Source organism: Terriglobus aquaticus (assembly GCF_025685415.1).
In the GTDB taxonomy this organism is placed as follows: domain Bacteria; phylum Acidobacteriota; class Terriglobia; order Terriglobales; family Acidobacteriaceae; genus Terriglobus; species Terriglobus aquaticus.
On record NZ_JAGSYB010000001.1, the window covers coordinates 115,323 to 140,500 of the forward strand.

22 protein-coding genes are annotated in these 25,178 nt (G+C 62.3%); 4 read left to right on the plus strand and 18 right to left on the minus strand.

Translation table 11 applies throughout. From position 1 onward, the window contains the following. Positions 1 to 93: 93 nt before the first annotated feature. Both topA and OHL12_RS00615 read left to right on the plus strand, forming a co-directional pair. Entirely contained in the window at positions 94 to 2,940 is a 2,847-nt protein-coding gene (gene topA / locus OHL12_RS00610; protein ID WP_263411906.1) for a type I DNA topoisomerase, read from the plus strand. 202 nt (positions 2,941 to 3,142) lie between these two features. Continuing rightward, on the plus strand, positions 3,143 to 3,427 hold the full coding sequence (locus OHL12_RS00615; RefSeq protein WP_263411907.1) for a DUF427 domain-containing protein: 285 nt from the start codon (positions 3,143 to 3,145) through the stop codon (positions 3,425 to 3,427). A gap of 64 nt (positions 3,428 to 3,491) precedes the next feature. Here OHL12_RS00615 and OHL12_RS00620 read toward each other — a convergent pair whose 3' ends face one another. From OHL12_RS00620 to OHL12_RS00685, 14 genes are all read right to left on the minus strand, one after another. Then, the gene (locus OHL12_RS00620) at positions 3,492 to 4,412 is read right to left on the minus strand and encodes a LolA-like protein (RefSeq protein WP_263411908.1); all 921 of its coding nucleotides are present in this window, start codon (positions 4,410 to 4,412) and stop codon (positions 3,492 to 3,494) included. A 97-nt stretch (positions 4,413 to 4,509) separates the two neighbouring features. Next, a complete protein-coding gene (locus OHL12_RS00625; protein ID WP_263411909.1) occupies positions 4,510 to 6,000 on the minus strand; it encodes a sensor histidine kinase in 1,491 nt (496 codons plus the stop codon). Positions 6,001 to 6,065: 65 nt separating this feature from the next. Further along, positions 6,066 to 6,512, minus strand: a complete 447-nt coding sequence (locus OHL12_RS00630; protein ID WP_263411910.1) for a DUF4174 domain-containing protein — start codon at positions 6,510 to 6,512, stop codon at positions 6,066 to 6,068. 3 nt (positions 6,513 to 6,515) lie between these two features. Further along, complete coding sequence (locus OHL12_RS00635) at positions 6,516 to 7,550, minus strand: zinc-dependent alcohol dehydrogenase family protein (protein ID WP_263411911.1); 1,035 nt, start codon at positions 7,548 to 7,550, stop codon at positions 6,516 to 6,518. 108 nt (positions 7,551 to 7,658) lie between these two features. Then, a complete protein-coding gene (gene ilvC / locus OHL12_RS00640) occupies positions 7,659 to 8,681 on the minus strand; it encodes a ketol-acid reductoisomerase (protein ID WP_263411912.1) in 1,023 nt (340 codons plus the stop codon). 56 nt (positions 8,682 to 8,737) lie between these two features. Next, positions 8,738 to 9,364, minus strand: coding sequence for an acetolactate synthase small subunit (ilvN, locus tag OHL12_RS00645; protein WP_263411913.1), 627 nt, complete (start codon positions 9,362 to 9,364; stop codon positions 8,738 to 8,740). 83 nt (positions 9,365 to 9,447) lie between these two features. Beyond that, positions 9,448 to 9,984: a hypothetical protein gene (locus OHL12_RS00650; protein WP_263411914.1), complete on the minus strand. Its 537-nt coding sequence runs from the start codon at positions 9,982 to 9,984 to the stop codon at positions 9,448 to 9,450. Then, entirely contained in the window at positions 9,984 to 11,786 is a 1,803-nt protein-coding gene (gene ilvB, locus OHL12_RS00655) for a biosynthetic-type acetolactate synthase large subunit (RefSeq protein ID WP_399260202.1), read from the minus strand. Before ilvB ends, OHL12_RS00650 begins: the two co-directional genes overlap by 1 nt. Beyond that, a complete protein-coding gene (locus OHL12_RS00660; RefSeq protein WP_263411915.1) occupies positions 11,783 to 12,355 on the minus strand; it encodes a hypothetical protein in 573 nt (190 codons plus the stop codon). Before OHL12_RS00660 ends, ilvB begins: the two co-directional genes overlap by 4 nt. After that, on the minus strand, positions 12,352 to 14,052 hold the full coding sequence (gene ilvD / locus OHL12_RS00665; RefSeq protein ID WP_399260206.1) for a dihydroxy-acid dehydratase: 1,701 nt from the start codon (positions 14,050 to 14,052) through the stop codon (positions 12,352 to 12,354). Before ilvD ends, OHL12_RS00660 begins: the two co-directional genes overlap by 4 nt. A 222-nt stretch (positions 14,053 to 14,274) precedes the next feature. After that, complete coding sequence (gene leuD / locus OHL12_RS00670; RefSeq protein WP_263411916.1) at positions 14,275 to 14,928, minus strand: 3-isopropylmalate dehydratase small subunit; 654 nt, start codon at positions 14,926 to 14,928, stop codon at positions 14,275 to 14,277. Next, on the minus strand, positions 14,928 to 16,361 hold the full coding sequence (gene leuC, locus OHL12_RS00675) for a 3-isopropylmalate dehydratase large subunit (RefSeq protein ID WP_263411917.1): 1,434 nt from the start codon (positions 16,359 to 16,361) through the stop codon (positions 14,928 to 14,930). The genes leuD and leuC overlap by 1 nt, the downstream gene beginning before the upstream one ends. Before the next feature lie 172 nt (positions 16,362 to 16,533). Next, positions 16,534 to 17,628, minus strand: coding sequence for a 3-isopropylmalate dehydrogenase (leuB, locus tag OHL12_RS00680; protein ID WP_263415040.1), 1,095 nt, complete (start codon positions 17,626 to 17,628; stop codon positions 16,534 to 16,536). Between the two features lie 87 nt (positions 17,629 to 17,715). Beyond that, the gene (locus OHL12_RS00685) at positions 17,716 to 18,876 is read right to left on the minus strand and encodes a 2-isopropylmalate synthase (RefSeq protein ID WP_263411918.1); all 1,161 of its coding nucleotides are present in this window, start codon (positions 18,874 to 18,876) and stop codon (positions 17,716 to 17,718) included. 90 nt (positions 18,877 to 18,966) lie between these two features. On the opposite strand from OHL12_RS00685, the gene OHL12_RS00690 reads away from it, so the two are divergent. Together OHL12_RS00690 and OHL12_RS00695 are read left to right on the plus strand one after the other, a co-directional pair. After that, positions 18,967 to 19,899: a LysR family transcriptional regulator gene (locus OHL12_RS00690; protein WP_263411919.1), complete on the plus strand. Its 933-nt coding sequence runs from the start codon at positions 18,967 to 18,969 to the stop codon at positions 19,897 to 19,899. Between the two features lie 143 nt (positions 19,900 to 20,042). Continuing rightward, on the plus strand, positions 20,043 to 20,663 hold the full coding sequence (locus OHL12_RS00695; RefSeq protein ID WP_263411920.1) for an outer membrane protein: 621 nt from the start codon (positions 20,043 to 20,045) through the stop codon (positions 20,661 to 20,663). A gap of 81 nt (positions 20,664 to 20,744) precedes the next feature. Here the strand turns inward: OHL12_RS00695 and OHL12_RS00700 are convergent, their stop codons facing one another. From OHL12_RS00700 to OHL12_RS00715, 4 genes are all read right to left on the minus strand, one after another. Then, a complete protein-coding gene (locus tag OHL12_RS00700; protein WP_263411921.1) occupies positions 20,745 to 21,422 on the minus strand; it encodes an outer membrane protein in 678 nt (225 codons plus the stop codon). Between the two features lie 74 nt (positions 21,423 to 21,496). After that, the gene (locus OHL12_RS00705; protein ID WP_263411922.1) at positions 21,497 to 23,476 is read right to left on the minus strand and encodes a RodZ family helix-turn-helix domain-containing protein; all 1,980 of its coding nucleotides are present in this window, start codon (positions 23,474 to 23,476) and stop codon (positions 21,497 to 21,499) included. 89 nt (positions 23,477 to 23,565) lie between these two features. Further along, the gene (locus tag OHL12_RS00710) at positions 23,566 to 24,708 is read right to left on the minus strand and encodes an energy transducer TonB (RefSeq protein ID WP_263411923.1); all 1,143 of its coding nucleotides are present in this window, start codon (positions 24,706 to 24,708) and stop codon (positions 23,566 to 23,568) included. Positions 24,709 to 24,963: 255 nt separating this feature from the next. Beyond that, positions 24,964 to 25,167: a hypothetical protein gene (locus OHL12_RS00715; protein ID WP_263411924.1), complete on the minus strand. Its 204-nt coding sequence runs from the start codon at positions 25,165 to 25,167 to the stop codon at positions 24,964 to 24,966. Positions 25,168 to 25,178 lie beyond the last annotated feature (11 nt).

A 25,178-nucleotide genomic window follows, 5' to 3' on the forward strand; every position in this document is an offset into this window, starting at 1 on the left:
GCCCATTTCCCCAGCCGGGGCGTGCGGAACAGGTTGCGAGGCAAGACCGGGGCCGTATGCCAGGCGGGTGGCGGCCAGGAACGGAAGTGAAGTATGGGTAAGAATCTCGTGATCGTAGAGTCGCCGGCAAAGGCGAAGACGATCAATAAATATCTCGGCAGTGACTACACGGTAGAGGCCTCACTGGGCCACATCATGGACCTGCCAAAAAATGACATTGGCGTAGAGCTGAAGAAGCGTACCTTTGAGCCGAAGCTGATCGTGTCGCCCGGCAAGGAAAAGCTGGTCGACCGCCTGAAGAAGCTGGCCGCCAAAGCCGACGCCGTGTACCTGGCGCCTGACCCGGATCGCGAAGGCGAAGCCATCGCGTATCACCTGAAGCTGCAGATTGCGCCCGGCGTAAAGGATCCGAAGAAGATTCAGCGGGTCACCTTTAACGAAATCACGAAAAAGGCCGTCGTCGACGCGTTCAAGCGTGCCCGCGATGTGAACGGCAACCTGGTCGACGCGCAGCAGACGCGCCGGGTTCTGGACCGTCTCGTCGGGTACGAGATCTCGCCCCTGTTGTGGGACAAGGTGCGCCGCGGTCTGTCCGCCGGCCGCGTGCAGACGGTCGCGCTGCGGCTGATCGTGGATCGCGAAAATGGGATCAAGGCGTTTGTTCCGGTGGAGTACTGGCCGGTGGACGCCCGGCTGAAGCCCCAGGGCGGCAACCAGGAGTTCACCGCCAAGCTGCACAGCATCAACGGCGAACGCCTGACCGTAGACAGCGTTAGCGGTAACGCTCTGCCCGACGGCGACGCCGCCGGGCGTGCGAAGTCTGAGATGGAGCTGGCGAAGTACACGGTTCGCTCCGTCGAAGCCAAGGAGCGCCGCCGCAACCCACCCCCACCGTTCTCCACCTCGCAGTTGCAGCAGCAGGCTTCAAACCGGCTCGGGTTCAACGTGAAGCGGACCATGGGCGTGGCGCAACGGCTTTACGAGGGCGTTGAGGTGGGCCAGGACGGCACCGTCGGCCTGATCACCTACATGCGTACCGATTCCACCCGTGTCGCCCCCGTAGCAGTGGAGGAAGCGCGCAAGTACATTGCCGCCCTCGGTGCGAAGTACCTGCCGGCCAAGCCGAACGAGTTCAAGGGCAAGAAGGATGCGCAGGATGCGCACGAAGCCATCCGTCCGACGCACGTGGACTACACGCCGGAGAGCATCCGCAAGTACCTGTCGGACGAGCAGTTCCGCCTGTACGACCTGATCTGGCGCCGCTTCGTCGCGTCGCAGATGACGGCCGCAGTCTACGACCAGACCACGGTTGAGATCGAGGGCAAGGCGGCGCGCAGCTACGGTCTGCGCGTTAGCGGTTCCGTTCTGAAGTTTGACGGCTTCCTGAAGATTGCGGACGCTCGCCTGGGCAAGGCGCAGGCTGCCGCGGAAGCCAAGGCGCTGCAGGCCGAGCCGAGCGAGGAAGACGAGGACGATGCTGCGCTGCCCGAGATGAAGCAGGGGCAGGCTCTGGACCTGCTGGCCGTGCTGACGGAGCAGAAGTTTACGGAACCGCCGCCGCGCTTCAACGAAGCGTCGCTGGTGAAAGAGTTGGAGGAGCGCGGCATCGGCCGGCCTTCCACCTACGCCAGCATTATCAATACGATCCAGGATCGCGAATATGTGAAGAAACTCGCCCGCAAGTTCGTACCGACCGAGATCGGCATGGTTGTGACAGCGCTTTTGGTGAAGAACTTCCCCTACATCTTCGACATGGACTACACGCGCCGGCTTGAGGAAGAGCTGGACCGCGTGGAGGACGGCGAGGAGAAATGGACCGACTTGCTGAGCGGCTTCTACGGGCACCTGACCGACGAGATCAAGGTCGCCGAGAAGTCGATGGAGGAGATCAAGCGGTGGGAGAAGCCGACTGAGGAGCTGTGCGAAAAGTGCGGCTCACCCCTGGTGCTGCGCTGGGGCAAGTTCGGATCGTTCTACTCCTGTTCGAACTACACCAAGAGCAAGCCGAAGACGATCGCCGTCGCCTCCTACAAGAAGGACCCTAAGGCGACCGTGCAGCGCATCAAGAAGGCGCTGGACTACCCATTCGAAGTGAAGGGTATGGTTGACGATGCCGAGGCGTTCAGCGAAGAGGTGCGGGACGACAAAGCTCTGCTGGCCGCGCTGAAAACGGCGGCGGCTCGCGGCAAGAGTATCCTGATCGACCCGGTGAGCTGCGACTTCACCAAGGAGAACTTCGCGGGCAAGCCCGATCTGGCCGCCATGGAAGCGGGCGACACGGAAGAGGAGGAGTTCTGCGAGAACTGCGGAAAGCAGATGGTGCTGAAGAACGGCCCGTTCGGCCCCTTCATGAGCTGCCCGGACTACAACGCGGATCCGCCGTGCAAGACGGTGCGCCGCCTGAACCAGAAGGTACAGAGCAAACCGCCAGAGCCGACGGGAGAGCCGTGCCCGGAGTGCGGCATGGAGTTGGTGAAGCGGCAAGGAAGCTACGGCGAGTTCGTGTCCTGCTCCGGCTACCCGAAGTGCAAGTACGTGAAGCAAACTCTTCTCGACGTTCCTTGCCCCAAGTGCGGAGGTTCGCTGGCAGAGCGTAAGTCGAAGATGGGCAATGTCTTCTACGGCTGCACCAACTACCCGAAGTGCGACTTCACCAGCAATCAGAAGCTGATTGCGAAGCCCTGCCCCAAGGGGAACAGCACGTACTTGGTCGAGGTGTTCAACAAGCAAGACGGATTCCTGCACGAGGTCTGCCCGCACAACCACGATGCACTGCCGAAGCGCCGGCCTAAAAAAGGTGCCAAGGAAGAGCCAGTGGACCCGATCCAGTGCGACTATGACCACCAGACCAGCCGGAAACCCGAGCCGGCCGCTCCCCTAGAGGTGCCGAAGCTCACGGTTCCGGACCCGGAGCACACCCGGCCACTTGCAGTCGCGTAAGCGCTGACGTTGATAATTGGAATGGAATTTTGCGTATGACGCAAAAGGATGTGAGTCGTTCTGACTCCGATTTTGTCCAATATGCAGATGCTGTTACAAGGGATAGGACGGTTTTTCCGATAGGTTCTCGCATGGGCAACACTTGCGGGGCGTGAAAACCGGAGATGCGCATTCCTGACAGAGGAACGGAGATTTCCAATCCATGGCGAAAGCGATATGGAATGGCCACACAGTGGCCGAGAGCGAGAAGTTCGAGACGATCGAGGGAAATGTGTACTTCCCGGAGGAGTCGGTAAAGCGCGAGTTCCTGCGGCCGAGTTCGACGACGTCATCCTGCCCCTGGAAGGGTCAGGCGCGCTACTTCACCCTGATGGTGGACGGGCAGGAAAACCCGGATGCTGCCTGGTATTACCCCGATCCCAAGCCGGCGGCCCGTTCCGTGAAGCATCACATGGCGTTCTGGCGCGGTGTGGAAGTGACGAAGTAACTAGACATCTGTTCAGCAGAACAAAGGGCGCCAGTTTGGCGCCCTTTCCTTTTGCAGTCGGTATCTACGGTTCCGTGGTGTCCAGGATGTTTGCCTCCGTATGGGTCTTCTGGAAGTCACGATTGGTGACCGACATTGTGATCTGGCGATGAAAGAAGAAGAGGACGTGGATCTTGAACTCCGTTCCGAAGGTGACCGGAAACCAGACACCGTCTGGTTGCGGCGCATAGGTAGTCGCAAAGCCCAGGCCGGGCACGTTGGTGCCGAGCATGGTTTTGACCCAGAAGGGGATACCGTGGGCGAGCCGAGTTCGGACCAGAACCGGTTGAAATGACTCCGTATCGATCCATGCGTCGCCTTCCCAGCCCAACTCATTCTTGTCCCTGGGGCTGAAATGCACGAGCAAGGTGTTGCGGCCGTTCATTGATTCGCGCTTGAGCAGGCGGTAGTCGTAGGAGGTCTGCGCCTTACTCGTCAGCGGAAAGAGGCCGGCCTGAAAGCCGTCCTTGGCTTTTGTGTTGGTCAGGTTGTCGCGCAGGTGTTCCACCAGATCGACGTCGGTGTTCTCGTCGTTCTTAAGTTCGACCTCACGCGATTCGCCGGGCTGTAGCTTGCCGCTGAGGGGGCGGGTGTAGGGAACATACCGGTTTTTGAGCCAAACGCGGCCGTCCAACGTGAGCAGTTGCTGACCCGAACCCTGTGCTGTGGGTGTGACCCGGCTGTCCGTCACCTCGCGGCACAGCACCTTGTGCCCACGCCTGGAGGCGACGTCAGCATGTTGCACGTAGGTGTAGCGGACACGTTCTGCCTCTGCACGATCCGCGTTGGCCGCCACTCGCGCCATGATGCTGGTGATATCCGGCGTCTGTGCTTGTGCAGAGGCGAGCGAAGCGTAGAGGCCGAGGGCAATGACAGCGGAACGGGCGAGGCTCACGTTCAGGTATACGCAACGATGAGCGCGTCCGTTCGCGATTTCTGACAGCACCCGGGCTAAAGGAGCGACGCCGCTGCGGACACACGCCGTTACGGCGCACACATACCGCTGACCCGGCGCGGGAGCCGACCTGGACGAGGTGGCTCGGCTAGTAAGCGCCTGTTTGCTCGATGGGAAGGCGAACCTGAAAGCAGGTCTCGCCCGGCTTCGAATCCACCGTGATCACACCGCGGTGCTTGGTCACGATGCGATTCGCGGCATCGAGCCCCAAGCCGAGTCCGGCGCCGACAGGCTTCGTGGTGAAGAAGGGCTCAAAGATACGGGATCGGATCTCCGGATCGATGCCGGGCCCGTTATCCCAGACTTCCACAACCAGGTTGGAGCCGTTCGCGCAGGTCTTCAGCCGCAGGATATGCGGGTCTGATTCGCATTGGTCCATGCTGTCCAAGGCGTTTTCGATGAGCGCGGTCCAGACCTGGTTCAGTTCGCCGCCATAGGCGTTGATGACCGGGGTGTCGGATGCGTATTCGCGGACGACCTCGACGGATCCAAGGCGGGAGCCGAGCATGGCCAGGGTGTTGTCCAGCGCCTGCGGAACGTCGATCTCCTGGATCGGCGCCTGATCCATGTAGGAGTAGTCCTTGATGGCGGTGATCAGCTCAAAGATGCGACGGGTCGCGTCCATAATGGTGTCGGTCATCCGCTCCGCTTTGAGACCGGCGCTGAAGGACGCGAGCGCGATGGGGAGCGCTTCGACGGAAAGAGCATCCGCGAGCGCATCCAGGTGGTGCAGCTCGATTTGTGTTTCGGCCAAGGCGGGCGCAAAGCGCCAAGGCTCCTCTACACCGTGGTCTTGCATCCACTTGCTGATCGCATCTTCGCGATCTCCAGTCAGCATCAAGTCCGAAAGCAGGGGATGGTCGTTCGCTCCCAGGAGCGGGCGGATGGTTTGCGTCCACTGCATGTACTTCTGTTTGGCCTCGGCGGAGAAGTGCATGGCACCGAGCTTGTACTTGGTGTCGCCGTAGGTGCGCAGCTCCGTCCAGAGATTGTTAGCGGCGGAGCGCGCTGCCGATGCGGGGTTGTTGAGCTCATGCGAAAGATTCGCGGCGAGCTTTCCCAAAGCCGTCAACTTCTCAGACTGCTGCTCGATGCGTGTGACCTCACGGACGCGGTCCAGCAGAAGCGAAACGCTTAGCTGAGCCATGACCGGAACGGCCTGCAACATCTCCGGGAAGAGCGTTTCGTCGAACGAAAGGCCCCAGACGCGGCCGACGGCGTAGCCATCGCCGCCATAGGTCTTCATGCGGCTGAACGGGAGCTTGCCGGTCATCTGACCAGCCTTGCCGACAAAGTAAGAGACCGGGCCGGTGGGCAGGCGCCGCACGTGGATCTCGCCGTCGAGCAGGATGAACATCTCGTGGGCGGGCTCACCCGTGGAGAACATCAGGTCGTTGTCCTGACACACGCGCTGCTCGCCATGGTCGGCCAGCCAGCCGAGGCTTTCGTCGCTCACTTCTTCCAGACCACGAACGTGGCGCAGACGAGCGATCACCTCGTCCCGATCGACGGGCGTGAACGAGGGCAACGAGTCCGAAACGACGGTCTCCGGGGCCAGGTCCAGTTCAGCAGAGCCCATGCATGCACCTCCTTCTCCACTGTAACGAACGTTAGGCGGAAACAGTTCCACAGAAAGGAGGGGAGTTACCGCTTGCCGTGCATCTCGTCGCGGCGCATGGGCATGGAATCAATGGTGGAGCTGAGGCGCTGCCAAGGCAGAGGAGAGGAGGATCTAAGCTTTTCTCCGCCGTCTTTGCCGACGAGGATCGCGGCAAATTCATCTGGGGCAACGTGGAACTTCCGGCGGGCGTGCTCCTGTTCGGCAGGCGTGAAGGATGCAAGCGGGAGTGAGCTGCCCTGGGTGACCGGGCCGTTTCCGCGAACAAGCAGAACGACCCGCATATCGCGGTCGCGAAGTTCTGCGGGCTGGTGGGCGAGGTCGGAAAGCTGCTGCTGCAAGCGAGGGTCGTTTCCGGGAGCGAAGATGAGCAGGGGCCGCGACTGGTCGCGTAGAGCTTGCAGGGTCGTTGTCTGGGCGGCAGCGGTCATGGAGACGAGTGCGATGAGCAGGGCTGCGACACGGAGGCGCATGCGTTAGTTGGATGCGTCGTCGAGGGTGATGACGAGTTTGCCGAAATGGCCTGCCTTGTCCATGGCGCGAAGGGCGTCCTGCGCCTGGGCGAAGGGGAAGACCTGATCGACGACGGGTTTGAGCTGGTGGTCTGCGTAGAACTGGACCAGGTCACGCAGCATGGCGGTCGAGCCAACGTAGATGCCCTGCACCTGGAGACTGTGCATGAGCAAAGGCAACAGGCTGAGCGGCTGCTCCGTGCCGGAGAGGATGCCGATGACGGCGACGAGTCCACCGGGTGCGGCGGCGCGCAGCGACAGCGGCAGAGTGCCTGCGCCGCCGACCTCGAGGATATGGGTGACGCCGCGCTTCTGCGTCAACTCGCTCACCGCACGGTCCCACTCGGGCGTATTGCGGTAGTTGACCACCTCGGACGCGCCAAGCTGGCGGGCGCGGGCGAGCTTGTCTTCGGACGAGCTGGTGATGATGGTGCGAGCGCCGAAGGCACGTGCGATCTGTAGACCGAAGATGCTGACACCGCCGGTGCCCTGCAGTAGAACGGTGCTGTCCGCGTCGACGGGCTGGAACTGCGTGAGGGCGTTCCAGGCGGTAACGCCGGCGCACGGAAAAGTGCTGCCTTCTTCGTAGGTGAACTGGTCGGGAAGGCGAACGAGGGCGCGCGTGGGCAGGACGCGATACGTGGTGAGAACGCCTTGCTGCGCTTCACCCAGGGCAGAGGGCCAGGGCTTGTTTCGCTGCAGAGGGCCGTCGTTCCAGTCGAGGAAGAAGCTGGCAACGACGCGGTCGCCTTCCTGGAATGTGGTGACGTCCTTGCCGACGCTGACGACCTCGCCCGCGCCGTCAGAGCAGAGCGTGAGCGGCTTCTGCACGCGCGGGTTGTAGTGACCGCGCACGACCATGAGGTCGCGATAGTTGAGCGAGGCTGCGCTGATGCGGACGAGAACTTCGCCTTCGCCGGGTTCGGGGACGTCGAGTTCGCGGTATTCCAGAGCGTCGATGGAGAAGTCGCCAGTGAGCTGCAGGGCCTGTGCGCGCATGCAGTGTTGGATGCAAAGAAGCGAAGGATCCGCTTTCCTCTTTCGGCGGTGGTGCTGGCCGGGAGGAAGGCAGATCCTTCGCTTTGCTCAAGACGACGCTTCAGTTGGTTAGGCCTTGACGACAGTTCCGTTCTCGACCTTGACCGGGTCAAGGAACGGCATGGCGCTGCGGAGCTCGCCGCCGACCTTCTCGATCGGGTGCTCGCGGTCCTGCTGGCGGAACTGCTCGAACTGCTTGCGTCCGGTGTTCTGGTCTTCGATGAAGCGCTTGGCGAAGCTGCCGTCGCGAATGTCGGAGAGCAGGCCTTGCATGGCCTTCTTGACCTCGGGCGTGACGATGCGCGGCCCGGCGATATAGTCGCCCCACTCGGCGGTGTCGCTGATGCTGTAACGCATGTACTCGAGGCCGCCACGGTACATGAGGTCGACGATCAGCTTGAGTTCGTGCAGCACTTCGAAGTAGGCGAGCTCGGGCTGGTAGCCAGCCTCGGTCAACACTTCGAAGCCAGCCTTGACGAGTGCTGCGGTGCCGCCGCAGAGCACAGCCTGCTCGCCGAAGAGGTCGGTTTCGGTCTCTTCGGTGAAGGTGGTTTCGAGCACGCCGGCGCGGGTGCAGCCGATGCCCTTGGCGTAGCTGAGCGCGTTCGCGAGAGCGTTGCCGCTGGCGTCCTGCTCGACCGCGACGAGGCCCGGAACGCCGCCGCCTTCAGTGAAGACCTCGCGCACGCGATGGCCGGGCGACTTGGGCGCGACGAGCGAGACGTCGATGTTTGCGGGTGGCGTGATGGTGCGGAAGCGGATGTTGAATCCGTGCGCGAACATGAGCGTCTTGCCCGCGGTCAGGCCTGGCTCGACTTCCTTGTAGACGGCCGCGGCGGTCTGGTCCGGCACGAGCAGCATGATGGTGTCAGCCCACTTGGCGGCGTCTGCTACCGAGAGAACTTCAAGGCCCGCAGCCTTAGCCTTCGCCGCGCCCTTCGAGCCTTCACGCAGGCCGATCTTCACGTCGACGCCCGAGTCCTTCAGGTTGAGCGCGTGCGCGTGGCCCTGCGAGCCGTAGCCGATGATGGCGACCTTCTTCGCCTGGATGAGAGAAAGGTCTGCGTCGTTGTCGTGGTAGGTCTTTGCCATCGCTTGATGTCTTCCTTTGTCGTTCTAACGTTTGTTTGAAAGGTTGAATGAGGAGCTTACGCTTCGTGATCGGCGAACTGATTAGGCAGCGCGTCCATGGGGTCGAGGGCGTCTGGGTCGGCGGTTTCGTCGAAGGTTTGCTGGTGATTTTTGCTGCCGAGGGCGCGCATGACGCGGGTGCTGTGCGCGCCGCGGCGCATGGCCATGCGGCCGGTGCGGCTGACCTCGAGGATCTCGTAGCCGGACTCGCGCAGGACCTGGATGAGACCTTCGATCTTGGACGAGGAGCCGGTCATCTCGAGCATGATGCTGTCGGGTGCGAGGTCGACGACGCGGGCGCGGAAGACGTCGGAGAGCTCGAAGATTTGGGTGCGCGACTGGATGCCGTGCGGAGACTGCGGGCCGGCGGCGACCTTGATAAGGCAGAGCTCGCGGACGACTGCTTCGGCGCGGCCGACTTCGTCCACGTCGCGCGTGATCTCGAGCTTGTAGAGCGACGCGCGGATGCGGTGGGCGGCATTCTCTGCGGCTTCGCAGACGATGGTCATGCGCGAGACGTCTTCGTTCTCGGTCTCGCCGACGGTGAGCGAGGCGATGTTGATGTTGAGCCGGCGGAAGAGCGAGGCGACGCGCGTGAGCACGCCGGGCTTGTTGTCCACGAGTGCGATGAAGGTGTGCAGCATAAAACTCCAGCGAGTCAGCAGAACCCTTTCGGGTGTGATTCGAGTCAGCGAAGTCAGCGGGTCAGCGCTGGTTGCTGAGCGGCTTAGTCGGTGATGCGTTCGAGTACGTTCATGGTGCGGAAGTAGAGCGTAAGTTGGCCGGGTGTTGGCGGTTCTGTTGTCTTGCCACAACGGTTTTGCGCGACCACCCCGGTTGAAAGAATCTGGGCGATGGAGAAGCGTTCTGCCTTATCGGTATCGATGCTGCTCTTCGTTCGCGGTGTGCAGGACTTGTAGTCGACAACGATCGGGTTCAGGATTTCGCCTTTGTCCGCGACGGTGGCTTCGGCGAGCCCGTTCGTGTCGGTCTTAATTTCATGTTCTTCCGCGTGCGACATGAGGTGTTGTTTGTTGCGTTCGAGGAAGATTTCTTTATCTGCGATGGGCTGGCCGGTCTTGCCATTGAGTAGGCGGATGTGGATGGTCGTTGTGGCTTCGGCACCGAACGGCCTGCGCTGCTGTGTGTCGGCCTGCTGCCGTTGCGGCGCAACGGTTTCGTTCTGCGCGGGCGCGGTTTGCGCGTACGCAAGCGTTGCGCCGAACAGGACCGAAGAAGCAGCGATGAGGTGACGAGTTCCCACTAGTCCTCGCTCGTTTCGATCAGCGGGTTGGGGCGGCGCACCATTTCGTGCAGGGCGGAGCCGGGCGCGATCATCGGGTACACGCCGTCTTCTTTTTCAACGGCGAAGTTGATGAGGAAAGAGCCTTCACCGGTGCGGGCGCGGGTGACCGTGGGCAGCACCTGGCTTCGTTCGGTCACGTGTGCGCCGGGGATGCCGTGCGCGTCGGCGAGCTTCACGAAGTCGGGCGAGAGGATGGGGGAGCAGGCGTAGTTCTTGTCGTAGAACGCCTCCTGCCACTGGCGCACCATGCCCAGAAAGCCGTTGTTGATGACGGCGATGTTGATGTGCAGCTTCTCCTGCTGAATGGTAGAGAGTTCCGCGGCGGTCATCTGGAAGCCGCCGTCGCCGGCGATGACCCAGACGTCTTTTTCGGGGCAGGCCATCTTGGCACCGATGGCCGCCGGCAGCCCGAAGCCCATGGTGCCCAGGCCGCCCGAGGTCATGAGGGTGCGGGTGTCTTCGTGACGGTAGTACTGCGCCTCCCACATCTGGTGCTGGCCCACGTCGGTCGAGATGATGGTCTGGTCGAGGCGGCCTGCGGCTTTGGCCTCCTGCCAGATGTCGTTGATGACGTGAGCGGCGTAGAGGTGGCCGTTGTCGGGCAGCGAGAGGATGTCGCGCACGCTGGCATCGCCCTTCATGCGGCGGATCTCCTCGCGCCATTGCGAGGTGGCGTCGTGGTCGCGTGGCGCGCCAAGCCGATCGATGAGCGGAGCGATGGTGTGCAGCACCTGCTTCAAGTCACCAATTAGAGCGACGTCGACCTTGACGTTCTTATTGATCTCGCTGGGATCGATCTCAATGTGGATCTTCTTCGCGTTGGGAGCGTAGTGCGCCAGGTTGCCGGTGACGCGATCATCGAAGCGCATGCCAAACGCGAGCAGCAGATCGGCCTGCTGGATGGCGTGGTTGACCCATGACTCGCCGTGCATGCCCATCATGCCGAGCGCGAGCGGGTGCGACGCAGGGAAGGCACCAAGGCCAAGCAGCGTGGTGGCGACGGGGATCTTGTGGCGCTCGGCGAAGGCGAGCACTTCGGCTTCGGCCTCACTCTGCATGATGCCGTGTCCCGCGAGGATGACAGGGCGCGAGGACGCGCGCATGAGTTCGATGGCGCGCTGCATCTCTGCCGATTCGGAGCGCAGCATGGGGTGCGGGCGATACGGCTTGGGTGCGGCCTGCGCGAAGTCGAACAGCGTGGAGGCCTGCTGCGCGTCCTTCGTGATGTCGACGAGCACGGGGCCGGGGCGGCCGGACTGCGCAATCTGGAAAGCTTGACGCAGCATGGGAGCGATGTCTTCGGCGCGCGTGGCGACAAAGTTGTGCTTGGTGATGGGCAGGGTGATGCCCGTGATGTCGATCTCCTGAAAAGCGTCGGTGCCGAGCACCTTGCTGGCGACCTGGCCGGTGATGGCGACGACCGGGATGGAGTCGAGCATGGCAGTCGCGAGACCGGTGACCAGGTTGGTTGCGCCGGGACCGCTGGTGGCGACGCATACGCCGACCTTGCCGCTGGCGCGCGCGTAGCCGTCGGCCATGTGCGCCGCTCCCTGTTCGTGGCGCACGAGCACGTGGTGGATTGGGAACTTGCGCAGGGCGTCGTAGACGGGGAGGATGGCGCCTCCGGGATAGCCAAAGACGGTGGTGACGCCTTCGCCGGCGAGGGTAGCCCAGAGGATTTCAGCGCCGGTGAGGGTTGGCGCTGCACCTTGCAGGTGATTGTTGTCCTGGCTTGATTGCATCGTGTTCTGGTCGCTCATGCGGTGTGCTCCCCGTGGTGGATGTTCAGCGACTTGCTGTACTGTTCGTGGTGCTTCAGACCTTCCAGGTGCTCTTCTGCTTCGCGAACGCCGTCGGTGACGTTCTGTGATGCGTAGAGGAGTTTGGCCTCGAGCCACTGCGAGTGCGCCTGGCGTTCGTTGTTCAGCGCGGAGACACGCAGCGCGTTGGCAAGATCGAGCGATTCGGACTCAACCTCGGTGGAGCGATAGAGGCGAATGGCTTCTTCGATCTGCGTACCGGCGACGCCGTATTCCTTCATCTCAGAGCGGACTTCCGCGGCGTGACGTAAGGCGTGCGCGAGTTCGGTGGTGTTGTTGGCCGTGCGAAAGAGCGTGATGGCTTCGGCGTAGTAGATGGCTGCGCCCGTGCGGTCGCCTGCGTCGCGACGGGCTTGCGCGACACCCACAAGCGCTTCGGCGCGCTCGCAGGCTTCATGCGCCTCGGCCTGCGCAGCGGCTTCTTTGAAAAGGCGCTCGGCTTCAGCAGCTTCGCCCGATTGGCGAAGATGCCGCGCGCGATGCAGCAGCGACTTGAACTGTTCGATCACGACGTCACCGCGCCCTGGCTGGCGCTGCCTACACTGTTGGCGTACTTGGCAAAGACGCCACGCTGGTAGCGAGGAACTCTTGGCTGAAAGTTGCGGAGGCGCTCAGCGAGTTCCTCGTCGCTGATGTTTACGTTGAGCTGGCGGTTTGGGATGTCGAAGGTGATCATGTCGCCTTCGCGCACTGCGGCGATGGGACCGCCGAGTTGTGCTTCGGGAGCAACGTGGCCAGCCATAAGGCCGCGTGTAGCGCCTGAAAAGCGGCCATCGGTGAGCAGGGCAACGGTCTCGCTGAGTTCGGGGATGCCTTTGATGGCGGCAGTGACGGCGAGCATCTCGCGCATACCTGGGCCGCCCTTTGGGCCTTCGTAGCGAATAACGCAGACGTCGTTCGGCTTGATGTCGCCACGCTCGACCGCGGCAAAGCAGAGGTCTTCGGAGTCGAAGACGCGCGCGGGGCCGGTGTGGTGGATGCGTTCGTGGCCGGCGACTTTCACGACGCAGCCATCGGGTGCAAGATTGCCGCGCAGGATGACGAGGCCGCCGGTGGGCTTCAATGGGTCTGACCAGTTATGGATGACGGGCTGGTTCGGCGTTTCGTGCGCGGTGCTGGCTTCTTCGCGCAGGGTCCTGCCGCTGACGGTGATGTTGTCGTGAAGCTGGTTGCGCTCGATGAGGCGCTGCGCGAGAACACGGCTGCCGCCGGCTTCCTGGTAGTCCTTGGCGTTGTACTTGCCGCCTGGCGACAGATCGCAGATGAATGGGGTGCGCTCGCTGATTTTGTCGAAGTCCTCCATCGTCAGCGGAATGCTGAGTTCATGCGCGATGGCAATCAGGTGGAGCACGGCGTTGGTGGAGCCGCCCGATGCGCAGACTGCCGTGATGGCGTTTTCGATGGACTCGCGCGTCAGGATCTGCGATGGCTTGATGTTTTTACGCACCAGGTCCATGACCATGCGACCGGCTTCGCGCGAGGCGTTTGCCTTTTCGGGCGACATGGCGGGGACGCCGGTGATTTCCATGGGGCTGATACCGAGGAACTCGCCCGCCATGGCCATCGTGTTCGCGGTGAACTGGCCGCCGCAGGCGCCGGGCCCGGGGCAGGCCGCGGCCTCTACGGCTTCAAGCTGGTCGTCGTTGATCTTGCCAGCCGCGTGTGAGCCGATGGCCTCGAAGACGTTGAGGATGGTGATCTCTTTGTTCGTGCCGTCGGGCTGGCGCAATTGGCCAGGCATAATCGATCCGCCGTAGAGCATGAGACCGGGGATGTCGAGACGAGCGAGCGCCATGACTGCAGCGGGCATGTTCTTGTCGCAGCCAGCGATGCAGACCAGACCGTCGAAGCTGTTACCGCGCGTGACGAGTTCGATGGAGTCGGCGATGACTTCGCGCGAGATGAGCGAGGCCTTCATGCCCTCGGTGCCCATGGTGATGCCGTCGGAGATGGTGACGGTGTTGAACTCCATGGGTGTGCCGCCTGCTTCGCGAATGCCTTGCTTCACGGCTTCGGCGACCTGGCGCAGATGAAAGTTGCAGGGGCCGATCTCGGTCCACGTGTTTGCGATGCCGATGATGGGCTTGTGCAGGTCTTCTTTGCTGAAGCCTACGCCGCGCAGGTAGGAGCGTGCGGCCGCGCGGGATGGGCCTTCGGTGAGGACGGTGCTGTTGCGCTTTCCGGGATCGTTCTGCATTGTGCTCATTTCTGCAAGGTGCCCAGCGTGTTGATCTCGGTTCGGTGTTGCCTGCGTTCTCTCCAAAAGCCGACGACAGACAGCAAGAGACCTGTGAGTTGTATCAATGCTGCTAGATGTCTGCTTGCTCGGGCATGCGCTTCAGGATTCTCCGAAAACCACAGGGTTAGAAGAGAACCGATGACAAGCAAGCCATAGGCGAACCAACGAAAAAGCCGTATTCGAGTCATCTTAGGAGCTGCTCTGCAGCGCCTTCGGAGCGGACCAGAACTCCGCGTTGTGTCTCGTTTCGAAGGCGTCGAGCGCGTCGGTGTGGCGCAGGGTGAGGCCGATGTCGTCGAGCCCGTTGAGCAGGCAGAACTTGCGGAACGGATCGATCTCGAAGCGAGCGTGGAAGCCCTGATCGTCGACTACGGTCTGGTGTTCCAGGTTGATCGTGATCTGGTGATCGGGGTTCCGGGTGGAGCGCTGCAGGAGTGTCTCGACCTTGTCGTCGTCGAGGCGGACGAGGATGATGCCGTTCTTGCCCGCGTTCGAAAAGAAGATGTCGGCAAAGGTGGGTGCGATGACGCAGCGGAAACCGTACTGCTGGATGGCCCACGCGGCGTGTTCGCGCGAGGAGCCGCAGCCGAAGTTCTTTTCGGCGATGAGGATCTTCGCGCCCTGGTATTCGGGCTTGTTCAGCACGAAATCGCGCTTGGGCAGCAGTTGTTCCGAGAGGCCCGAGCCGGTGCCCACGTCGTAGCGCCAGTCGAAGAAGAGGAAGTCGCCGTAGCCGGTGCGCTCGATGCGCTTGAGGAACTGCTTCGGGATGATCTGGTCCGTGTCGATGTTGGGCAGGGGCAGGGGAACGGCTTTGCTGGTGAGGATATTGATGGGTTCCACTAGCGACCTCCTTCGGAGTTCTGCTTCCATTTGCGGACGTCGGTGAAGTGGCCTGCGATGGCTGCTGCTGCGGCCATTTCGGGACTGACGAGATGGGTGCGGCCGCCGCGGCCCTGGCGGCCTTCGAAGTTGCGGTTGGATGTGCTGGCGCAGCGCTCGCCCGGCGAGAGAATATCGGGGTTCATGCCGAGGCACATGCTGCAGCCGGGTTCACGCCACTCGAAGCCGGCCTGCTTAAAGACGGTGTCCAAGCCTTCTTCTTCGGCCTGCTTCTTCACGACCTGTGAGCCGGGTACGACCATTGCGCGGATCTTTGCAGCGATGTGCTGGCCGCGCACGATGTCTGCCGCGGCGCGCAGGTCTTCGATGCGGCCGTTGGTGCAGGAGCCGAGGAAGACTGTGTCGATCTGAATCTGTTCCATGGGCGTGCCGGGCTTCAGATCCATGTACTCATAGGCGCGCTCGAAGCTCTTGCGATCGGCTTCAGTCGGCGCTTGGTCGAGCGTGGGCACAGCGCCGTCGATGGTGGCGTGCATGCCGGGCGAGGTGCCCCAGGTGACTGCGGGTGCGAGTGTGGCGGCATCGATGGTGAGCTCGCGGTCGAAGATTGCGCCGGGGTCTGTGGGCAGCGTGCGCCAGTGGGCAACGGCCTCGTCCCAGGCTGCACCCTGCGGGCTGAAGCGGCGGCCTTTCAGGTAAGCGAAGGTAGTTTCGTCGGGGGCGATCATGCCGGCGCGGGCCCCTGCTTCGATGCTCATGTTGCAGACCGTCATGCGGCCTTCCATGCTGAGCGCGCGGATGGCGGAGCCGGCGTACTCCACGGCGTAGCCAGTTGCGCCGTCGGTGCCGATGCGGCCGATGATGTCGAGGATGATGTCCTTTGCGGTGACGCCGAAGGGCAGATCGCCTTCAACGTTGATGCGAAAGGTCTTGGGCTTCGGTTGCGGCAGCGTTTGAGTCGCCATCACGTGCTCGACTTCGCTGGTGCCGATGCCGAAGGCCAGCGCACCGAAAGCGCCGTGCGTGCTGGTGTGCGAGTCGCCGCAGACGATGGTCATGCCGGGCTTGGTCGCGCCCAACTCCGGCCCAATCATGTGCACGATGCCCTGCGATGCGTCCTGCACGTCGAAGAACTCGATGCCGAACTCGGCGCAGTTCTTGCGGAGGGCATTGACCTGTGCGGCGCTGACCTGGTCGACGATGTTGAGGCGATCGGCAGCGCTGGTGGTCGGTACGTTGTGGTCGACCGTGGCGATGTGGCGGTCGGGGCGGCGCAGTTTGCGGCCGGCCATGCGCAGGCCATCGAAGGCCTGCGGTGACGTGACTTCGTGCACCAGCTGCAAATCAATGTAGAGCAGCGGCGGTTCGCCTGCGGGCTCTGCGACGATGTGTTGCTGCCAGATCTTTTCGAACAGTGTTTTCGGTTGCGACATCAGCGTAATCCTCTTGCTGCTTGCTTCTGCTTCCAGTACATCAGGCCGTTGGCGATGGGGAGAGCGATCGTGGCAGTAATCACGATCGCCACCCAAGGTGCGCCCCGCCAAAGCTCTATCGCCAGACCGCACACAATTGCGACGTTCACAACTGCGGCTCTGACGAGCGGTGTCATGCGGCGCTCAGCCTCGCTTCGACTTTGCCGAGGATCAACTCGCCCATCTGCGTGGTGGCGAGCGTGGTCTGGCCGGCTACGTTGCCGCGGGCGATATCGGTGGTGCGGTTGCCCTCGTTCAGGGCTTCGTCTACGGCGTCCTCGATAAGCTTCGCTTCGGCTTCCATGCCGGCGGAGTGACGCAGCACCATGGCGGCGGTCAGGATGGCGCCAATGGGGTTCGCTTTGCCGGTGCCGGCGATGTCTGGCGCGGAGCCATGCACGGGTTCGTACAAATTCACTTTGCCACCCAACGTGGCGGAGGGAAGCATGCCGAGTGAGCCGGTGATGACGCCCGATTCGTCGGAGAGAATGTCGCCGAACAGGTTCTCGGTGAGGACCACGTCGAAGTCGCGCGGGCGCGTCATCAGGTGGATAGCCATAGAGTCGACGAGCTGGTGTTCGAGCGTGACGGTCGGGTAGTCGCGAGAGACGTCGGTAACGACAGCGCGCCACAGTTGCGAGCACTCGAGAACGTTCGCCTTGTCGACGCTGGTGATCTTCTTCTTTTCGCGACGCGACGCCAGGTCAAAGGCGATGCGTGCGACCCGTTCCACCTCGGCGCGGGTGTAGACCATGGTGTTGTGAGCGCGGTCGGTGCTCTTGTGCCAAGCGCGCGGCTCGCCGAAGTAGAGGCCACCGAGGAGTTCGCGCACAAAGAGGATGTCGGCGCCGTCGGTAATCTCCGGGCGCAGGGGGCTGTTGTCGGCCAGCGCCTTGTAGGCTACCGCGGGACGCAGGTTGGCAAAGCCGCCCAGCGCTGCACGAATCCTCAGCAGGCCGGCCTCTGGGCGCTCGCTGGGTGGCAGGTGATTGAACTTGTTATCTCCTACCGCGCCCAGTAGGGCGGCGTCGCATCTGAGCGTCTTTTCGAGCGTCTCGGGCGGCAGCGGTGTTCCGTACGCCGTGATCGCAACGCCACCGATGAGCAGTGGAATGTACTCGAAGACGTGACCGCGTGCGTTCGCAACGGTGGTGAGTACATTGACGGCTTCGTTGGTGACTTCAGGGCCGATGCCGTCTCCGGCGAGGATTGCAATCTTCAGGTGCACGTACACGTCCTTAGGCATTCAGGGGGCGAGTTCTAAGAGCAGATCCTTCGCTTCGCTCAGGATGACACTGCTGTGAGAAAGGGTGAGCTAGACCGTTTGCGGCACCAGCGCGATGATGTCCTGGTCGTAGATGGACTTCTTGCGATCGGCCAGAGCCGTGAAGCGCGTGTAGGTCTGGTCAAGCTCTTCGCGGCTCAGTTCGAAGCCTAGTTCTTTGAGCCGGTGCTCCAGGGCGCGGCGGCCACTGTGCTTGCCGAGCACGATGGTGTTGGCATTCACGCCAAATCGTGAGGCGGACATGATCTCGTAGGTGAGCGGGTTGGCGAGAACGCCGTGCTGGTGGATGCCGCTGGCGTGAGCGAAGGCGTTCTTGCCCACAATAGCTTTGTTGGGCGACGGCGTGAAGGAGATGATCTCGTCGAGCAGACGGCTCGTGGCGCCAATCTCGTCCAGCTTGAGCCGGTTGGCAAAGGGGTACTGGTCGTGGCGGATGTTGAGAATGGCAGCAACCTCCTCCAGCGCAGCGTTGCCGGCGCGCTCGCCGATGCCGTGGATCGAAACTTCCACCTGGCGGGCACCACCGCACACGCCGGAGAGGGTGTTGATGGTGGCGAGCCCAAGGTCGTCATGGCAGTGCGTGGAGAAGACGACGGTATCGGCGCCGGGAACACGATCGCGCACAGCCTGGAACATCTGCTGGTACTCGGCGGGGGTGGAGTAGCCCACCGTGTCGGGCAGGTTGATGGTCGTGGCGCCCGCCTGGATGGCGACGGTGATCATCTGCACGAGAAAGTCGAGGTCGGAGCGGGTGGCGTCTTCTGCGGAGAACTCAACATCTTCGGCGAAGGTGCGCGCCAAGCGAACGCACTCCCCGGTCTGGTCCAGCGCCTGCTGGCGGGTGATGCGCAGCTTGGCTTCCAGATGAAGGTCAGACGAGGCAAGAAAGGTGTGGATGCGATTGCTCTGTGCGGGCGCCACCGCGGCCGCGGCGCGCTCGATGTCGCCCTGCTTACAGCGGGCGAGAGCAGCGATACGGGCGCCGCGCACCTCGGTCGCGATGGCGCGAACGGACTCGAAATCGCCGTCGGAGGCGATGGGGAAACCCGCCTCGATGATGTCCACATTGAGTTGCGCGAGCTGGTGGGCGAAGCGCACTTTTTCTGCGTGGTGCATGGTGCAGCCGGGCGATTGCTCGCCGTCGCGGAGTGTGGTGTCGAAAAAAAGTACCTGATTGTTTGCCGTGGTCATCGAAGAAAACCTACTAGGAGGAGTATAGAGATAAGCAAGCCTTATGCCGCATGATAGCGGTATTCAAACTGCTAATGGCGAGAGCTGCTGATGGATCTGTTTGCACTGGAAACCTTTGTTGCTGTAGCGGAAGAACGTAGCTTTTCGCGGGCGGCCCTGCGGCTGCGACGCACCCAGCCTGCGGTGAGCCAGACTATCGCCAAGCTGGAAGCCGAACTGGGTGAGACCCTATTTGAGCGAGCGGCTCGGGACGGATCGCTGACAGACGCGGGCGAGGTTCTGCGCGAATACGCCCAGAAATTGCTGAATCTACGACAGGAGGCGACCGACGCCCTCGGGGACCTGCGATCGCTGCACCGGGGGCGGCTGAACCTGGCCGCCAACGAGTACACCTGCCTCTCCCTGCTTCCGGTTCTGGATCAGTTTTGCCGGGCCTATCCCAGGATCAAGGTCGCCGTGCAGCGATCGCTTGCAAGCCGCATTCCGGACGAGGTGCTGGCGCACGGCGTGGAACTGGGAATCGTCAGCTTTCGCCCGGACGATCCTTCGCTGGAGTCGATTGTGATCTTCCGCGACGAGCTGGCGTTTGTGGTGAATCCGGGCCATGCGCTGGCGGGTGCGGAGTCTGTTTCGATCCGGCAGCTAGATGGCGAGCACTTTGTCGCGCACAATGTGGCGTCGCCGCAACGGCAAAAGGTGCTGGAGGCATTCCAGCGGCACAAGACGCACCTGCGAATCGATGTGGAGTTGCCGTCGCTTGAGGCGGTCCGGCGCTTTGTAGAGCAGGGAAACGGCGTGGCGCTGGTTCCGGCGCTGACTGTAGAGAGAGAACTGTCATCGGGGGCGCTGGTACGTGTTCCTGTCCGCGAACTGCACATGGAACGCAAGCTGCGTGTGGTGTATCGCAGGAATGCTGCGCTGTCCCACGCTGCAGTGAGCTTCCTGCGGCAGGTGGAGATGTACGCAGCCGGCTCCGGCGGTGCCTACTGCTACGAACAGGAAAAGCCGGCAAAGCTGCGATAGGGATGCTCACCGATACGGTCGCGGCGAGTCGTACAGGTACAATAACGGATGGAACGGACGGCTCGCGTTTTGGTTGTGGGCTGCGCTTCACCGCTGCGCCGCGCGTGCAGAGATGCCCTGATTTGAGGTTGGTAATTTTTCGCATGAAGAAAACAGTGTGGATTTGCGCGGTGCTTGCGGGTACCGTGGCCGCGGCAGTTGTTCCAAACGCAGCACTCGCGCAGGAAAGCCGGCAGGACGTGAGCCTGAGCGCGTCCTACCTGTTCGCTCCACAGGTGAACGGCAATGCCGCCCAGCTAAACACGCATGGCTTCCTGGGAGCGTTGGCAAGCTACCGGTTCATGCTGACCCCGCGGTCGGCCCTGGAAGCGAACTACGGGTTTACGCAGTACCGCGATACGCTGCAGAACTCGCGCGCGACCTACAACGTCCACACCCGCCAGCAGGAAATCTCGCTGGGTTACGTGTACAGCCGGACGTATCACAATTTCAGCCCGTTCCTTGAGGGCGGCGTGGCAGGCGTGTTCTTTTCGCCGATCAAGGATTTTGAGACGACGACGCTGGACGCGCAGCGGCAGACGTCGTTGGGCGGCATGTTCGGCGGCGGCGTGGCGTATGAGCTGAGCCCCAGCTTCGACCTCCGTGTGCAGTACCACGGCGTGGTGGTGAAGGCGCCCAGCTTCAAGGTGGAAGACCCGAACTACAACACCGGCCGGTATGAGTTGATCTCGACGCCAGCCATCGGCATTGCGTACCACTTCTAGCGTGACGCTGATTGCAAATAACAGAAGGCCCCGGGGAACCGGGGCCTTTCTGTTGGTACTGCTCGGTTGTAAGCGAGCGCTCTACTGGAAGTGGTATGCCGCCCCGATGGTGATGACCTGTGGCGAGAGCGATGCCGAATTCGAAGTGACATTGCCCTGGCTGACAAAGCCGCGGAAATTGAACCAGTTCTGGTATTCGTAATCCGCGCGGACGTTGATGTGACGGGTCGCGTTGTAGTCCACACCCACGCCGATGGCGCCGATGTTGTAAGCCAGGTTCGCCACGTTGTACTCGTAATTGAAGACACCGCGACCGTACATGAGCTTGCCGTAGGGATGGAAGTTTCCGTAATGGCGCACGTAGCGGCCACCCAGTTCATAGGTGCGCTCGTAGAGCTTGCTGGGGCTCGGGGCGTTGATCTGGTGGATGTTGAATTCGACTCCGTAGTGATACTTGAAATCGAACGTGGCGTAACCCATGTAGCCCTTGAACATGTCGCGGCCATAATCGGGAGCCGCCAGAACGAAGCCACCACCGGCCTGCAGGTCGCCGGCGCGGGTTGCGGTGGGTTTGGCCTGGGCGTGAGCCGCACCGGCGCATGCTAGCGAAAGCACGCAGGCGCCGCTCGCCGCCAAGGTGCGGAGTCTACGGGGAATGCAACCTTGCATGGAGTGGCTATCGGCTGCATCCGCTTCAGGCTTGAGCGAAGCGGAAAGAGGGCGTCCGTCTTGGATCGAGTAGGCGTCCGTGGTCAGCAAAACGACTCCTTGCAGGTGAAAACAACGTGCTGGGGAGGGGAGCGAGTTCGCGTCGGCGAATCGCTCCCGCTCTGTTATTTCTGCGGCGGGTTGCTGGTGCCGGTGGCCGGAGCGGTGGGTTGCGCGGTGCCGGTTCCGTCTGCCGGGGCGGTGCCATTGGAGGGCTGCGCGGCAGGAGCTGCCGTGCCGTTCGCGGGAGCGGCCTGGCCGTTCGCAGACTGAGACGCCACGTCTGCAGCGGTGCTTCCCGCGGCGTTCTGGGCGGCGGCATTGGCCGCAGCCTGGTCGACCGCGGTTGTCGGTGCCTTGTAGTACGCCAGCTTCAGGTACACGGGCGTCACTTCAAACGGCATCTTGTCGCGAGACGAAAGCAGGGGCTCGTAGGTGGAGTGCATCTGCACCACCTGGTCGGTCCAGGGGTCAAACCGCAGGAACGATCCCAGCGGCATGGCCGCGTTCTGCTTCAGGTCGTTCATGTTCAGCTTCTGACCCTTGCTGACAAGACCCTGCAGCCAGAACGTGCCTGTCTTGGCGTCCTTGAGCAGGGAATCGCCCAGCATCGGCTCGTTCAGCGCGGTCAAAGACTTGTAGCGCGCCTGCATCTGCGCGAGATACAGGCCAAACTGACCGGCTGCGTCCTGCAGTTCTTTGGGCTGCAACAGCTCGACAGTCTTCTTGGCCGCTTCTTCGTTGTCACGATCCGTGTGATGCATCGGGATCCTGGCGAACGCAGCAGTGTCGGGGAAGAGCAGGCGATCGTTGAAGGCGTACTTCGTGTCCAGGCGGTGACCCTGGATGATGTGGGCCAACTGGAACGCGATGACGGCGTACAGGTTGTTGACCTGTTCGTTCTTATCGCCGGGTACCGCGGTGGTGTCGATCAGGCTCTTGGAGAGCACGATGGTGTTGCCGATGGCAAGCGACTCGAGCGGCTCGGTGAGCAGCGTGCGGACACGGATCGGGCGGGCCGTCTGGATGTTGTTGTAGGCGAGAATGTTGCCGGCGATCTGCTCCAGAATCTTGTCGAAGTCAGAGGGCGCGTCCAACAGGCCGGCCTGAAAGAGCCGCTCGATGACGTTGTCTTCCGCCTGCTGCACCCAGGCGCGCTGAGCGCCGAGCGGCGAGACATCCTGCGCATCGTTGGATACGTCTGTGGCGCCTGCCACTTCCACGTCCACGTTGTCGGACGTGTTCTGCGGCACCTTCAGCACATAACCCCAGATGTGATTGACGGCCTTAAACTTGACCGTGTTCTCTTCGCTCTTGGGATCGCTCTCTTCCATGTAGGAGCTGGTGGGCAGCCAAAGGCCGGGCTGCACGTTGGTGCGCCAGGAATCGAAGTGGTAGTACTCGCGGATGTCCTTTTCCGTGCCGGCAAATGAACCGTTGAAGCGGACGATGTTGCCGCCCTGCGGCTCAATCCAGATGCGACCAAAGAAACGGCCGCGGGTGTGGTTCGTCGCGGGCTCCACGTCAAAGACGGCGGTGCGGACCGAACCCACAAAATCGTTGCGGACAAACCCGAACTTGTACTGGGTGCGGTTGAAGTCCTTGGAGTCGATCAGCAGCATCTGGACGAAGCCAGCCTCGCTGAACTCCAGGTGGAGCGACCGGTTGAGACCACCGATGTAGCTTCCGGAACCCTTGAAGACGTTGAGCTTGCTCATGAAGCCCTTCTTCTCGCCGGCCGTTCCGGTGTGCTTGACCGCGCTTTTTTCGTACGGGTTGTCACCGATCACCTTGCCGAAATCCACGCGGCCCAGAAAGTGCTGATCGGAGACGGGCACCTGCAACAGGGCCGGATCCGGCTTCATGTTCTGGATGTACGTTTCGACGAGCGGAGCGCGATCGCGGACCACCTTAACCACCTCGGCTTCACGCGCGATTGCCTTGTCAATCAGGGCGTTCTGTGCCGGGGTGAGCTTGCGCGCGGGCAGGTCGTCCTTGGGCTTCTTCTTTCCGAGAAGAGGGATGGCCGCATGCGCCTGGGTCGCGCTGACCGCGAGCATGCCTGCGAGAAGTCCCGCGATGCATGGCTTTCGAAGATTGGTCATGATGTCGGAACTCCTGAAGCTTGGCTGAAAGCCGATCTGCTGTGTGCCACTTGGCGTATTATCCCGCATTGCGCTCCGGGGGCTGGAGCTTAGCTGGCGAGCTGGAAGGTGATGTTGACCACGCCGTCCCAGTCGACGGCCTTGCCGTCCTGCGTGGCGGGTTGGAAGCGCATGCCCTGTGCAGCACGTTCGGCTGCCTGGTCAAGACCGTGACCCAGGCTGCTGGACACGCCCAGAACCTGGACCGAGCCGCTGGACGTGACGTGGATGCGAACTGCAACACTGCCTTCGATGTGTGCGTTCTTGGCATCTTCGGTGTATTCCGGCCGAGGCTTGAACAGGACCTTGGGAGCTGTTCTGGGAGCAGACACGGGCTGAGCGATCTGAGTTGCGACCGGCTGCGGTTTATTGTTCATTGCGATCTGGATGGCACCCGCGCGTGCCGGACCGCTGCCGTTGCTGCCCGCCATGCCGTTGCTCAGGCCACGGATCGGCACGGCGGCGTTGTCGCGGCCCGCCATGTTGGTGCCATTGGGGCTACCTGACCCCGAGAGGGCGATCTTGGTGGGGTTACCCAGGCCCGAGTTGGACGCGTTCATGCCAGGAGCGCCGGAGCGGCCCAAGTTGATGGGCGACACTGCGGGGCCGGAGGTGTTGTTGATCGGGTTGGTCAGGTTGCCAAGGCGAACGGGGCTGGGGTGTGCGCTGTTGTTGGGCACCGAGGCAGCCTGGGCGATCTGAATCGCAACCGGCTTGGGCGCGGGCGGCGGTTCGACGGCCTTGGGCGCGGGCGACGTCTTTACAACTTCAGGAGCCGGCTTGACCACGGGCGGCTGGATCTTGGGAGGCTCCGGCGTTTCGACCACGATGGGCGGCTTGATCGGTTCGATCGGCTTGATCTTGGGCGGCGGCGGAAGCTTGACGATCGGCTTCGGCTTGGGCGGCTCCGGGGGCAGGGGCTTCACGGCGTTAAAGGTGATGACCTTCTGCTGCTCGAGCTGCTTCTTGACCGTGGTCTTGATCATGAGAGCGGCGGTCAGCACGGAGCCGAAGATGAGCAGTGCAACCGGGTAGGACCGCTTGTCCTGCTTGCCGGTGTCCACCACGCCGAAGTCTTTGAAGGCCAGATCGCGCTGTGTGCGCAGGGTCGGGTCGGACGTGGCGGCGGGAACACGCGAGGTTGCAGGAGCGGGGCGTGTTGTCTGGGGTGGACGGGGGGTCTCAGTCGTCATACGAGCGTCAGTTCCTCGGCAAAGGCCTAGAAGTTCGGTTGTGTTTCAGTCGAAACATGCGATCTGTGCAGGGGATTCCTTGGGAGTGCACATGCCCACGTTGTAGGGCGCTTGCTGTCTCTGTTTCCTCAACAGCGATCGCGTGTTCTGGAGTGCAACACTGCCAGGTTTGATGCCTCCGATCATAAGGCGCATCGGCGGGTGATTTCTGGAAATATCGCTGCAACTTTTGTGCCAGCGCGGTGTCCACAAGCATTACTTCTTTCTTAGGACGGTGGAGTCGCCAAAGGGGTTCTGCATAGGATGCGAAAAAAGCGCGACGTGTCCACCAAGGGCTGGATTCGGCGTACTGCCGATTGTTGTTTCTGCAAGTTGCAGGTCCTCTTTAGCGACTTGAAAACGTCCGCGTAGCGACTCATTTTGCAGCGCTGTGCGCGATGCGACAGCATTGGTGTCCACGCGTCTCGAAA

Bases quoted from the DNA above. Each gene is read 5' to 3' on its own strand.
- OHL12_RS00615 (WP_263411907.1), top strand. From the start codon at position 3,143: ATGGCGAAAGCGATATGGAATGGCCACACAGTGGCCGAGAGCGAGAAG.
- OHL12_RS00690 (WP_263411919.1), top strand. From the start codon at position 18,967: ATGGATCTGTTTGCACTGGAAACCTTTGTTGCTGTAGCGGAAGAACGT.
- OHL12_RS00710 (WP_263411923.1), bottom strand. From the start codon at position 24,708: ATGACGACTGAGACCCCCCGTCCACCCCAGACAACACGCCCCGCTCCT.
- ilvB (WP_399260202.1), bottom strand. From the start codon at position 11,786: ATGAGCGACCAGAACACGATGCAATCAAGCCAGGACAACAATCACCTG.
- OHL12_RS00695 (WP_263411920.1), top strand. From the start codon at position 20,043: ATGAAGAAAACAGTGTGGATTTGCGCGGTGCTTGCGGGTACCGTGGCC.
- topA (WP_263411906.1), top strand. From the start codon at position 94: ATGGGTAAGAATCTCGTGATCGTAGAGTCGCCGGCAAAGGCGAAGACG.
- OHL12_RS00635 (WP_263411911.1), bottom strand. From the start codon at position 7,550: ATGCGCGCACAGGCCCTGCAGCTCACTGGCGACTTCTCCATCGACGCT.
- OHL12_RS00685 (WP_263411918.1), bottom strand. From the start codon at position 18,876: ATGACCACGGCAAACAATCAGGTACTTTTTTTCGACACCACACTCCGC.
- leuC (WP_263411917.1), bottom strand. From the start codon at position 16,361: ATGTCGCAACCGAAAACACTGTTCGAAAAGATCTGGCAGCAACACATC.
- ilvD (WP_399260206.1), bottom strand. From the start codon at position 14,052: ATGAGCACAATGCAGAACGATCCCGGAAAGCGCAACAGCACCGTCCTC.
- OHL12_RS00705 (WP_263411922.1), bottom strand. From the start codon at position 23,476: ATGACCAATCTTCGAAAGCCATGCATCGCGGGACTTCTCGCAGGCATG.
- OHL12_RS00630 (WP_263411910.1), bottom strand. From the start codon at position 6,512: ATGCGCCTCCGTGTCGCAGCCCTGCTCATCGCACTCGTCTCCATGACC.
- ilvN (WP_263411913.1), bottom strand. From the start codon at position 9,364: ATGCTGCACACCTTCATCGCACTCGTGGACAACAAGCCCGGCGTGCTC.
- OHL12_RS00625 (WP_263411909.1), bottom strand. From the start codon at position 6,000: ATGGGCTCTGCTGAACTGGACCTGGCCCCGGAGACCGTCGTTTCGGAC.
- ilvC (WP_263411912.1), bottom strand. From the start codon at position 8,681: ATGGCAAAGACCTACCACGACAACGACGCAGACCTTTCTCTCATCCAG.